This is a genomic window from Kitasatospora purpeofusca (assembly GCF_042691725.1).
GTDB lineage: Bacteria > Actinomycetota > Actinomycetes > Streptomycetales > Streptomycetaceae > Kitasatospora > Kitasatospora purpeofusca_B.
The window spans coordinates 7,384,182-7,396,040 of the sequence record NZ_CP170483.1; the positions used below are offsets into that span (position 1 = coordinate 7,384,182).

Here is an 11,859-nt window from a genome sequence, read left to right on the forward strand (position 1 = left end):
GATACCGTCCATGACCCAGAACCTGGCCGACACCTCCCGGCCCGCCGCCGACGCCACCGCTCACGAGGCCGGGGCCGCCGCGGACAGAGGCTGGTGGCGGGACGCGGTCATCTACCAGGTGTACCCGCGCAGCTTCGCCGACTCCAACGGCGACGGCATGGGCGACCTGCCCGGCGTCCGCAGCCGCCTGCCCTACCTGCGCGACCTCGGCGTGGACGCCGTCTGGCTCTCGCCGTTCTACGCCTCCCCGCAGGCCGACGCCGGCTACGACGTCGCCGACTACCGCGCCGTCGACCCGATGTTCGGCACCCTGCTGGACGCCGACGCGCTGATCCGCGACGCCCACCGGCTGGGCCTGCGGATCATCGTGGACCTCGTCCCCAACCACTCCTCCGACCAGCACGAGTGGTTCAAGCGCGCCCTGCGCGAGGGCCCCGCCTCCCCGCTGCGCGACCGCTACCACTTCCGCCCCGGCAAGGGCGAGAACGGCGAACTGCCGCCCAACGACTGGGAGTCCATCTTCGGCGGCCCGGCCTGGACCCGCACCGGGAACCCGGACGGCACCCCCGGCGACTGGTACCTGCACCTGTTCGCCCCCGAGCAGCCCGACTTCAACTGGGAGAACCCGGCGGTCGCCGACGAGTTCCGCTCCATCCTGCGCTTCTGGCTGGACATGGGCGTCGACGGCTTCCGCATCGACGTCGCCCACGGCCTGGTCAAGGCCCCCGGCCTGCCCGACCTCGGCGGCGCCGACCAGCTCAGGCTGCTCGGCAACGACGTCATGCCCTTCTTCGACCAGGACGGCGTGCACGCGATCTACCGCAGCTGGCGCGAGATCCTCGACGAGTACCCGGGCCAGCGGATCGGCGTCGCCGAGGCCTGGACCCCGACCGTCGAGCGCACCGCCAACTACGTGCGCCCCGACGAACTGCACCAGGCCTTCAACTTCCAGTACCTCGGCACCTCCTGGGACGCCGCCGAGCTGCGCGCCGTGATCGACCTCTCGCTCGACTCGATGCGCCCGGTCGACGCCCCCACCACCTGGGTGCTCTCCAACCACGACGTCACCCGGCACGCCACCCGGTTCGCCAACCCGCCCGGCCTCGGCACCCAGATCCGCACCCCCGGCGACCGCGCGCTCGGCCTGCGCCGGGCCCGCGCCGCCACCCTGCTGATGCTCGCCCTGCCCGGCTCCGCCTACGTCTACCAGGGCGAGGAGCTCGGCCTGCCGGACGTCACCGACCTGCCCGACGAGGTCCGCCAGGACCCGTCGTTCTTCCGCCAGGCCGGCCAGGACGGCTACCGCGACGGCTGCCGCGTCCCGATCCCGTGGTCCGGCACCGAGGCCCCGTACGGCTTCGGCCCGGCCGCCGGCGGACCGTCCTGGCTGCCGCAGCCCGCCGAGTGGGCCGCGCTCAGCGTCGAGGCGCAGACCGGCGACCCGACCTCCACCCTGGAGCTGTACCGCTCGGCGCTGGCCCTGCGCCGGGCGCGGCCCGAACTCGGCGCCGGTACGGACGTCGAGTGGCTGGAGAGCCCCGAGGGAACCCTGGCGTTCCGCCGCGGCTCCTTCGTCTGCACCGTCAACACCACCGGCGCCCCGGTCCGGATACCGGCCCCCGGCCGGCCGCTGCTCACCTCCGCCGGCGCCGACCCGGTGGTGGCGGACGGCGAGGCGGTGCTCGCCGCCGACAGTACCGACTGGTGGGCGGTCTGACGTGGTTGCAATAGGCTCTGGGACCGTGACTACGGCGCGACTCTCAGACATCGCGGCGCAGGCGGGGGTCAGCGAAGCCACCGTCTCCCGCGTGCTCAACGGCAAGGCCAACGTCTCGGCCACCACCCGGCAGACCGTGCTGGCGGCCCTGGACGTGCTCGGCTACGAGCGGCCCACCCGGCTGCGCCGGCGCAGCGCCGGGCTGATCGGGCTGATCACCCCGGAGCTGAGCAACCCGATCTTCCCGGCGCTGGCCCAGGTGATCGAGCAGGCGCTGAGCCGGCACGGCTACACGCCGGTGCTCTGCACCCAGACCCCGGGCGGCTCCACCGAGGACGAACTGGTCGAGATGCTGGTCGACCGGGGCGTGGCGGGCATCGTCTTCGTCTCCGGTCTGCACGCCGACTCCACCGCCGACCACGACCGGTACGCCCGGCTGGCCGGGCGCGGGGTGCCGTTCGTGCTGATCAACGGCTACAGCGAGCGGATCGACGCGCCGTTCATCTCGCCGGACGACCGGGCCGCGATGTGGATGGCCGTCCAGCACCTCGCCGAACTCGGCCACGAGCGGATCGGCCTGGCCGTCGGCCAGCAGCGGTACGTGCCGGTGCTGCGCAAGATCGAGGGCTTCACCGCCGCCATGCGCGAGGTGCTGGGGCGCACCCGGGAGGAGGCCGCGGAGCTGGTCCACCACACGCTGTTCAGCGTGGAGGGCGGGCACGCGGCGGCCGGGGCGCTGCTCGACAAGGGCTGCACCGCGATCGTCTGCGGCAGCGACATGATGGCGCTCGGCGCGATCCGGGCGGTCCGGCAGCGGGGCCTGACGGTGCCGCAGGACGTCTCGGTGGTCGGCTTCGACGACTCGCCGCTGATCGCCTTCACCGAGCCGCCGCTGACCACCGTCCGCCAGCCGGTGGAGGCGATGGCCACCGCGGCGGTGGACGCGCTGCTGGAGGAGGTCGGCGGGAACGCCGCGCAGCGCGGGGAGTTCATGTTCCAGCCGGAGCTGGTGATGCGCGGTTCGACCGGCGCCCGCGCGCGCTGAGGGACCACGGCCGAGGGCCCGGGAGCACACTGCTCCCGGGCCGCTTCGGCGTTCCCGCTCAGCCCTCCTGGACGGTCGGGCGGTCCTGGGAGACCCGGTGGGCGTCGGCGGCGTCGCCGGTGCGGGTCCCGGTGCGCCGGCCCCGCTCCAGGTAGTCGCGGAGGATCAGTTCGACGGCGTCCTGAGGGCTGCTGGTGCCGGACAGCAGCATCGCGTCGATCGCGAGGTCGGCGTCGAGCGAGACGGTGACCTGGGCCATGGTGACTCCTTCTCCGATGCAGGACGCCAGCATGCCCGCTGCGGCCCGGATCCGGCCATGGCCGTCCGGTGCCCGGGCCTGGCGCTGCTGACCCGCGGCGGCGCGTCCGGGCGTGCCGCCGCCCCGGGGAGGAGCGACCGGACTCTCCCCGGGGGCGGCGGTGTGGCGGGATCAGACCCGGCCGGCGAAGTCCGGGGCCCAGTTGGCGACGCTCTGGACGCGCACGCCGGAGCTCGGGTTGGCGGCCTCGACGTACTTGCCGTCGCCGATGTAGAGCGCGACGTGGTAGACGCCGGAGTCCTTGCCGTTGTTGGACCAGAACAGCAGGTCGCCCGCCTTGAGGCCGTCCAGCGGGACGTGGGTGGACGCGGCGGCCTGGTCGGCGGCGATGCGCGGGACGGAGATGCCCGCGGCGCGCAGCGCGGCCTGGGTCAGGCCGGAGCAGTCCCAGCCGCCGTTGCCGGTGCCGCCGTAGACGTAGGCCTGGCCGACCTTCGACTGGGCGAAGGCGACGGCGGCGGCCATGCTGCCGGTGGCGGTCGGGGCCGGGGCCGGGGTCTCGGCCTGTGCGGCGGGCTTGCTCGCCGGCTTGGTGGCCGGCTTGGTGGCCGGCGCCTGGGCCTGGGGCTTGGTGGCCGGGGCCTGGGTCCCGCCCTGCGACCCGCCCTGGGCACGGTTGAACCAGTCGAAGCCCTGACGCTCACCGAGGGTCAGGTGCTGGCCCGGGTAGATGGTGTGCGGGCCGTCGGCCAGGGTGGCGCGGTTGAGTTCGTACAGGCGCTGCCAGCCGCCCTGGACCTGGTGCTCGTCGGCGATGCTGGACAGCCAGTCGCCGGCGGCCACGGTGTAGTCCTCGGCGCTCTGCGGGCCGGCCTGCTGACGCCCCTGCCGGCCGTCCTGGCGCTGCTCCGGGGCGGCGGCGGTGCCGGAGGCGGCCGGGGCCTGGCTCTGCGGCCCGGTGGTGGGCTTGGCGGCGGGGGTCTGCGCGGCCGGCTTGGCGGCCGGGGCGGGGGTCTCGGCGGCCGGCTTGGCGGCGGCGGAGGTGTCCACCGCGGCCGGGGTGCCGCCCTTGGTCAGACCGGCCTGGACCGAGCAGACCGGCCAGGCGCCGGGGCCCTGCGAGGCGAGGACCTTCTCGGCGGTCGCGATCTGCTGGTCCTTGGTCGCGAGGTCGGCGCGCGCGGCGTACGAGGTGCCGCCGAACGCGGACCAGGTGGAGTTGGTGAACTGGAGGCCGCCGTAGAAGCCGTTGCCGGTGTTGATGCTCCAGTTGCCGCCGCTCTCGCACTGGGCGACCTTGTCCCAGGTGGCGACGGAGGCGGCGGAAGCGGTGCCGGTGGTCAGGCAGGGGATGGTGAGACCGATGCCCGCGACGCCGAGGGTGGCGATCGCGCGACGGGTACGGCCGGACAGTCGGGTGCCGTTGGTGGGCAGCATGAAGACGCGGTCCTCTCCCACGCCTGCGAGGTGAGCTGTCGGATTCGGGCTGGAGTTGCCCGGCCGCGCTGTGGACGCGGCTTCACCCCTAGCCCGGGTCCGGTCCGTGGACCGGTCCTGGGCGAACTACCTGTGGTTCCCCCGCTCCTGCCGTGGTGCATTGCGCTGCCAGCGCGCCCGACGGCAGGACTCGGCGTCGCGGACGTGCTGGGTTCGTGTGGCCACGAACGGAGAGCACGTTAAGCAGAGGCGCATTCAAACCGCAAACATGTGTGACGCTCGTCACGGTTTACGGAATCCATGCGGAACGGCTGTCCTTCATGATCAGAAATGACCGATTTCCCGCAACGCCGGTCGCGGCCAACGCAACTGCCTATGCTTCAGAGCGTCGGCAGTGCGCCGGCACGCCGCAGCCGTCTGGGGAGAGGGCTACGCACCGATGGGCATCGACGAGGAGCCGGACGCCTCCCGCCCGGCCGCCCGGCCGCGTGGAGCACATCGCCGGGCAAAGCACCGCAGAGCGGACATCCCGCCCGAACTGTCCCGAACTCACCTGACCCGCCGGGCACTACTGCGCTGGCTCGCCGTCGGCACCGCCTTCGCGGCGATCAGCGGCGAGGAGGTCCTGCGCCGCTCGCTGACCGGCGAGACCCGGCTCGTCACCCCGGCCGCCGTCATCGGGACGACCCCGACCGAGGCGGCCGGCCCGATGGGCCCCGACGGCGGCCACGGTGGCACGCCGCCCGACGGCACCGGCCCCGCGGGCGACGGAGCCCCCGAACAGCCCGCCCCCGCGCCCACCGTCGACCAGGGCGGCCGCCGCTGGTCCGACCGGGCCGGCTGGGGCGGCAGCCCGCCGGGGCCGCGCAGCGCCGTGCGGATCACCGACCGGGTCCTGCTCGACACCGACGCCGAGGTCGGCTCCCTGCTGGTCGAGCCGGGCGGCGCGCTCACCTTCGCCGCCGACCGCACCGTCACCCTCGCCGCCGCCGGCAACGTCGAGGTCCGCGGCACCCTCGCCCTAGCCCCCGACGGCGGCCACGTCCACGCCCTGCGCTTCCCCGGCGTCGACGAGAAGCGTTTCCAGGGCGACGGCATGAAGGTGGTCGACACCGATGTCGGCCTCTGGGTCACCGGCGCCGGCTACCTGCGGCTGGACGGCGCGGCCAAGACCGCCTGGGTCCGCGCCGAGGGCGAGCTCAAGGCCGGCGAAACCGTCGTCAACCTGGCCGCCCCGCCCGCCGGCTGGCTGCCCGGCGACGAACTCGCCGTCACCCCGACCGGTCCGCCCGACCAGGAGGGCTTCGCCGCCCGCTACGACCTCGCCACCATCCGGTCCGTCAGCGGAGCCGCCGTCACCCTGGAGGCCCCGCTGCGGTACGCCCACCCCCGGGTCGCCGCCGGAGGGGGCGTCACCGTCGGCGCCGAGGTGCTCAACCTGACCCGCAGCGTCCGGGTCGAGGGCACCGCCGAGGGCCGCACCCACGTCCACCTCACCAGCTCCCGCCGTGCCGACGTCCGGCACACCGCGCTGCGCTGGGTCGGCCCGCGCGCCGACACCAAGGAGACCTGGAAGGGCCCCGACGGCGCCGCCCCGGTCACCGCACCGGTGCTCGGCCGCTACGGGCTGCACTTCCACCGGCTCGGCAACGCCACCCGCGGCACCGTCGTCGAGGGGGTCGTGGTCCGCGACGCCGGCAGTCACGCGTACGTCCCGCACGCCAGCCACGGCATCACCTTCCGCGGCTGCATCAGCCACGAGACCTGGGAGGACGCCTACTGGTGGGACGGTCCGCTGGACACCCGCACCCCCCAGCAGCCCTCCGACGACATCGTCTACGAATCCTGCGTGGCCTCCCGCACCCTGCTGGAACCCAACCCCCGCGCCTACCGGCTGACCGGCTTCAACCTCGGCGCCGGCACCGGCGGCAAGGCGCTGGACTGCGTGGCGGTCGGCGTGCAGGGGGCCAACGGCGCCTCCGGCTTCGAGTGGCCGGAGAACAGCGAGGGGGTCTGGACCTTCCAGCGCTGCCTGGCCCACAACAACCTGCAGGACGGCATCTTCGTCTGGCTCAACGCCAAGCAGCACCACGTGGTCACCGAGTTCGCCGCCTACCACAACGGCGGCTGGGGCATCGAGCACGGCGCCTACCTCAACGACTTCGACTACACCGCGAGCGTGCTGTACGGCAACGCGGGCGGGGGAGTGGCGCTGCACTCGCTCGGCCGGGACCGGGGCACCGTCTTCGACGGACTGCTGATCGACGCGGCCGGGCGCAGCGACTTCGCGGTCTCCACCGCCCGGCACGAACTCGCCGGGGAGTCCGTCACCTTCGGCCGCTGCCGGTTCACCGGCTACCGCCGGGCCGGGATCGCGTTCCGTGCCGGGGCCGACGGCAAGCCGGACGACGTGCTGGTGCTGGACTGCGAGTTCGGCGGCAACGAGCTGTGGCTGGACCCGGAGGCCGGACCGCCCAAGAACATCCTGCTGCGCCGGGCCGGGTCCACCGAGGTGCTCCAGGTGCGCCGGGCGGGCGAGGAGGGCACCGCCCAACCCCAGTGGAACGCCGCCGCGGTCCCGGTGCCCACCCTGGCCGGCCAGTCGCGGCCGGTGCAGGTGCCCGCGCTGAAGCTGAAGGACGCCGCCGCGCCCACCACCCGGGTGGGGCGGTAGGAACAGCGAGGAGGGCTCGGAGCGGTGCGTCCGTTCCGGGCCCTCCCGCGTGACGGGGTGCTACTGGGCGGCGTGCCGTCCGACGCCGCGCGGGCCGTCCGGCCCGTCGGCGTCGGCCTCGTCGGCCGCGGCCCCGGGGTCGGCGGCGGGCAGCGCGGCCAGGTAGGTGGAGGCGACCAGCTGACCCACCGCCTGGTAGGCGCCCAGCGGCGCGGCCGACGGGCAGCCGGACTCCTCGGCGGCCGCGGCGAGCAGCTCGGCGTCCGCCTCCGGGCCGATCACCAGCGGGGCCAGCGCCGGGTTCTGGGCGCCCATCTCCTTGAGGTGGGCGACGGCGTCGGCGACCGAGCCGGGCAGGTCCAGCGCGGCGGCGACGACCGGCACGGCGAGCCGGGCGGCCAGCAGCATGCCGGTGATGCCGGCGGCGTCGGCCGCGGCCTGTCCGCCGACGGTGGTGAGCACCACGCCGTCGGCGGCGGTCGCGATGGCGAACAGCCGGGCCCGGTCGGCGCGGGCCAGCCCGGCCTCGGAGAGGCGGACGTGGACGCCCTCGGCGAGCAGCGGGTGCGGGCCCAGCGCGTCGGTCACGTGGGCGCCGTAGCGGGCGGCGAGCGCGTGCAGTTCGGGCAGGAAGTCGTGCGGGCCGGGCACCAGCGGCACCACGACCGGCACGGGCAGGCCGGCGGCGGCCGCCTCGGCCAGCAGCTCGGCGACGGTGCGCTCGCCGTCCGCCCCGTCACCGGAGGGCAGGTAGCCAGCGGCGGTCCGCACGCCGTTCTGCTCGCTGCGGACGATGGACAGCAGCTCCTCGACGACGGGCCGGGAGTCCGGCCCGGCGGCCGCGGGGACGGCGAGCAGCAGGGCCGGGGAACCGGCCGGGATCTCGGGGCGCTCGGGACGGCGGTGGCGCCCCCGCGCACGGGAGCCTGGAGTGCGGACGGGCAGTGGCGCGCCCGGGATGGCTGCGGTGCTCATGGCGGAGATCGTAGGACATCGCTCCGCCCGGTCCGCAGTCGGCTGCCGAACCGGGCGGGACGGCCGCCGCGAAAAGCGGACATAACCGGCCCCTGGGCGGCAGTTCTCCCGGTACCCGGTCAGATGCGCCGGAACGGGAACCGCGTTGCCGCTTCCGCGCGTGAGATGTCTCACAGCGCGCGGGCGGCCTGACGGAGGGTCACGGAAGGGCGACTCCCGGCGTTCGAAGATCAACAATCGGCGGGTGGTCGCCTACGGGCGGTCATCGACGTCCGGCCGATTCAGTCGGCTATGTCCGTTTACGTACCGTCAGGCGGGGCCTCGTGATGAGTTCCGGTTCGGTGTCGAAAAGGCCGTGCACCTGCAACGTCCCGTGCTGATGCACGTGCACTGGAGCTATCATCACGTCAAGTGAGGCGGTGTACCGGGCCGGTACGGGGCCGGTCCGTCCGTTCGGCTGGGGCCGGGGCGCCGAGCTGAACGACCCACTCCGGAGCTCTTCGGGAGATTTCTATGCACGACACGCACGACACGTACGACACGTACAACGGGATGGCCGCTACCGACCTCGAGGGCGTGGTCTGGCAGAAGAGCCTGCACAGCAACTCCCAGGGCAACTGCGTCGAGTTCGCCGCCCTTCCGGGGGGCGAGGTGGCGATGCGCAACTCACGCTTCCCGGACGGTCCGGCCCTCATCTACACCCGGGCCGAGATCGCCGCACTGCTCCTGGGGGCGAAGGACGGGGAGTTCGACCACCTGGCGGTCTGACCGGCCGCCGGCTTCACCATCGGGGGGCCGTCGTGGGTGCTGACACCACGACGGCCTTTGTCTTTCTCCGGATCCCGGCTCGGGTGTTCGCCGGGATCCTCGTCCGGGCCGCCGTCCGGGGTCCGGTCGGGGACGCCCGGGGCCACGCCCCCGAACGCGCCGGGAACGCCACGGCTCCCGCCCGCCGCCGTGCCGAGCCGCCGCACGCGGATCGGAGGGACGTCACCGCCGGGGGCTGCCGGTGCCCGCTGCCCGAGGGCCGCCGGTCGCCGCTGCCGGGGTGTCGTTCGCCGTGCTGTGGTGGTTCCCGAGGTCGTGCTGCTCGGACGCGGTGCCGCCCGTGCGTCGCCGTACGTCGTCGCCGTACGTCGGCCGGTCAGGCCGAGCGCCGGTGCCGCCCGCCGAACTCCGCCACCGGGGCAGGAGTCGCCCGCTGCGCCTCCTCCGCCTCGAACAGCGCCCAGACGACCTTGCCGCCGCCCAGCGGGTGCCAGCCCCAGGAGCGGCTGAACGAGTCGACCAGGTGCAGGCCCCGGCCGGACTCCGCCACGAAGTCCGCCTCCCGGGCCACCGGGCCGATACTGCTGGGGTCGCTCACCGCGCAGACCACCTGGGGGGCGCGGTGCACGAGGCTTATTCGGATCGGCAGCCGGCTCTCCGCCGCCGGTTGCCCGGGAAAGTCGTAGTCGTCCGCCGCGGTGGGACACGCGCCGATCGCGTGCCGCAGCGCGTTGGTCACCAGCTCCGAGGCCACCAGCGCGACATCGTCGAAGAGCTCGCCCAGCCCCCAGCGCTGCAGGGCGGTTCTGGCGAAGTCGCGCGCGGTTCTGACAGCCTCATAGCGGGGAGCGAGCGTACAGGTGACCACATGGGGGTCGACTGCCAAAGCCGTTCCGGTGCTCATGAAGAGCTCCTCCCATAAGGGGGCGGACACGGCTGGACCCGCCGGGGTCATGCCGGTCACCTCCGACTCGCTCGGCCGCGCGGCCGCCCCTCGACCCGACCAGGCGCGCGCGCACGAGGGCCCGGAGGCGCGGGGGCGCTGCCGGGCCGGTGCACGGAATCGCGCGTGGGGTCGACGCGGAGCCCGCGGGATTGCCAGGGATGTGCAGGTGCACGTGCACCATCGTGCTCTGCGCTCACTGCAGATGCAAGAGTCGATTCACGTGCAGTCGTTCAAATGGCATATGCAAGCGCCGGATGCACGTGCATCCTGGTGCGTGGAGCGCAGAACTGATAGGAACATCCGTCAGTATCGGCACCGTGAGCGCTCAACTGATGGCAGACTGTGCGCTGTTTGCCCTAGGTGGAGGTTAGGACCGCATGACCACAGTTCAGCCGGGCGGCGGCTCGATGGTCCGCCGGATCCTCCTCGGCTCCCAGCTGCGCCGGCTCCGCGAGACGCGCGGCATCACCCGCGAGGATGCGGGCTACGCGATTCGCGCCTCCGAGTCCAAGATCAGCCGCATGGAACTCGGCCGGGTCAGCTTCAAGGAACGTGACGTCGCCGACCTGCTCAGCCTCTACGGCGTGGACGACGGCCTCGAACGCGAGGCACTGCTCGGCCTGGTCCGCGAGGCGAACAAGTCGGGCTGGTGGCACAGCTTCAACGACGTCCTGCCGGGCTGGTTCCAGACCTATGTCGGCCTGGAGGAGGCCGCTGCCCTCATCCGTACCTACGAGGTCCAGTTCGTCCCCGGCCTGCTCCAGTCCGAGGAGTACGCACGGGCGGTTTTCGGCCAGAGTCGGCCGGTGATCAGCGAGGAGGAGGTGGAGCGCCGGGTCAGCCTGCGCATGCGCCGTCAGAAGCTGGTCACCGAGGGCAACAGCCCGCGGCTCTGGGCGGTCATCGACGAGGCCGCGCTGCGCCGGCCGGTCGGCGGGCCCAAGGTGATGCGCGGCCAGGTCCAGTACCTGATCGACGCCGCCGAGCAGGCCAACGTGGTCATCCAGGTCATGGAGCGGCTCTGCGTGGACAGTCTCACGCCCGAGCGCACCATCGACCTGCTGGCCTCGATCCTGAAGGAGCGCTGAGCGGGAGCCGGGAGGCGACTGGGAAAGCGGGAAACCGGGAGACGACCGGAGCACGACGCAGGAGCGGCCGCCGGCCGCCGCGGGTCAGCCGCGGGCCGGCGGCCGCTCCCGTTCCGGCGGGAGGGGCTGTGGCGGGCGGCCCAGCTGCCAGGGCAGGTCGTAGCGGCGGAACAGATCGGCGCGGATCGGGGCCAGCGAAAGCTCCGCCCCGGGCAGCAGCACGCCTATGCAACCGCCCATCAGCGCGCTGCGCAGCACCGCGTGCTCGGCCGCCGGGTCCGGCGCCCCCCAGTCGCGCAGCAGTCCCTGGAGGATCGCGCCGAGCCGCTGCTGCTCCGGGTCCTGGACGAAGGCGCCGGTGTCCGGGTCGAGGATCAGCGCGAGGTGCGAGCGCATCACCCGCGGGTGGTCCATCGCCAGGCCGAGCACCGTGTCGATGGCCCTGGCCAGCCGGGCCTCCGGGCCCGCGTCGGGGGCCAGCTCGTCGAGCGCGGCGGAGAGCGACTGGTGCATCATCCGGTGGGTCGCGGACTGCATCAGCAGCCGTTTGCCGTCGAAGTAGTAGGACAGCAGCCCGCGCGCGAGTCCGGCCCGCTCGGCGATGTCGGTCAGCGTGGTGCCGGCGTATCCGCGCTGTTCCACCAGCTCGACGGTGGCCCTCATGATGCGTCGCCGGGAGCGCTGCCGCATCTCCTCATTGACCGAATCCCCGCGAGGTGCCATCGTGTCTGCTCCGTACGTTCGTTGGCTGGCGGCCAATATACTGGCCGGGCCGGCGACCGAACCGGGGCGGCCGGCCCTTGGTCGGGCGGCCCTGTTCGGTCCGTACGGAGGCGCCGGCCCTACCAACACGGGGGTTTGGTAGAGCCGGCGCCTGGTCCGACGGCGAGGTCCGGACTCCGGCGCGAGGCCCCTTCGGTCGAAGGGCCCCTGCCGTCGTCGGCGCTTGT

General features: G+C 73.7%; 10 protein-coding genes and 1 riboswitch. Of the genes, 5 read left to right on the forward strand and 5 right to left on the reverse strand.

The features are described 5' to 3' along the window. The first annotated feature begins 10 nt into the window (after positions 1-10). Both ACFCLZ_RS31905 and ACFCLZ_RS31910 read left to right on the forward strand, forming a co-directional pair. Complete coding sequence (locus ACFCLZ_RS31905; RefSeq protein ID WP_380281356.1) at positions 11-1,717, forward strand: alpha-amylase family glycosyl hydrolase; 1,707 nt, start codon at positions 11-13, stop codon at positions 1,715-1,717. A 25-nt stretch (positions 1,718-1,742) separates the two neighbouring features. Beyond that, the gene (locus tag ACFCLZ_RS31910) at positions 1,743-2,762 is read left to right on the forward strand and encodes a LacI family DNA-binding transcriptional regulator (protein WP_380281357.1); all 1,020 of its coding nucleotides are present in this window, start codon (positions 1,743-1,745) and stop codon (positions 2,760-2,762) included. 58 nt (positions 2,763-2,820) lie between these two features. Here ACFCLZ_RS31910 and ACFCLZ_RS31915 read toward each other — a convergent pair whose 3' ends face one another. Beyond that, positions 2,821-3,021, reverse strand: coding sequence for a hypothetical protein (locus ACFCLZ_RS31915; protein ID WP_380281358.1), 201 nt, complete (start codon positions 3,019-3,021; stop codon positions 2,821-2,823). 171 nt (positions 3,022-3,192) lie between these two features. After that, positions 3,193-4,479, reverse strand: coding sequence for a transglycosylase family protein (locus ACFCLZ_RS31920; protein ID WP_380281359.1), 1,287 nt, complete (start codon positions 4,477-4,479; stop codon positions 3,193-3,195). Continuing rightward, positions 4,466-4,664, reverse strand: a riboswitch (cyclic di-AMP (ydaO/yuaA leader). (Overlaps the previous gene by 14 nt.) Positions 4,665-4,897: 233 nt before the next feature. On the opposite strand from ACFCLZ_RS31920, the gene ACFCLZ_RS31925 reads away from it, so the two are divergent. After that, on the forward strand, positions 4,898-7,132 hold the full coding sequence (locus ACFCLZ_RS31925) for a hypothetical protein (RefSeq protein WP_380281360.1): 2,235 nt from the start codon (positions 4,898-4,900) through the stop codon (positions 7,130-7,132). A 60-nt stretch (positions 7,133-7,192) separates the two neighbouring features. On the opposite strand, the gene ACFCLZ_RS31930 is transcribed toward ACFCLZ_RS31925, so the two are convergent. After that, positions 7,193-8,107, reverse strand: a complete 915-nt coding sequence (locus tag ACFCLZ_RS31930) for a hypothetical protein (RefSeq protein ID WP_380281361.1) — start codon at positions 8,105-8,107, stop codon at positions 7,193-7,195. A 513-nt stretch (positions 8,108-8,620) separates the two neighbouring features. Here ACFCLZ_RS31930 and ACFCLZ_RS31935 point away from each other — a divergent pair. Then, entirely contained in the window at positions 8,621-8,875 is a 255-nt protein-coding gene (locus ACFCLZ_RS31935; RefSeq protein WP_380281362.1) for a DUF397 domain-containing protein, read from the forward strand. Positions 8,876-9,251: 376 nt separating this feature from the next. On the opposite strand, the gene ACFCLZ_RS31940 is transcribed toward ACFCLZ_RS31935, so the two are convergent. Beyond that, complete coding sequence (locus tag ACFCLZ_RS31940) at positions 9,252-9,779, reverse strand: ATP-binding protein (RefSeq protein ID WP_380281363.1); 528 nt, start codon at positions 9,777-9,779, stop codon at positions 9,252-9,254. Positions 9,780-10,198: 419 nt separating this feature from the next. Here ACFCLZ_RS31940 and ACFCLZ_RS31945 point away from each other — a divergent pair, with 419 nt between their 5' ends. Further along, entirely contained in the window at positions 10,199-10,909 is a 711-nt protein-coding gene (locus tag ACFCLZ_RS31945) for a helix-turn-helix domain-containing protein (RefSeq protein ID WP_380281364.1), read from the forward strand. A gap of 84 nt (positions 10,910-10,993) precedes the next feature. On the opposite strand, the gene ACFCLZ_RS31950 is transcribed toward ACFCLZ_RS31945, so the two are convergent. Next, a complete protein-coding gene (locus tag ACFCLZ_RS31950) occupies positions 10,994-11,572 on the reverse strand; it encodes a TetR/AcrR family transcriptional regulator (RefSeq protein ID WP_380281365.1) in 579 nt (192 codons plus the stop codon). Between the last annotated feature and the right edge of the window lie 287 nt (positions 11,573-11,859).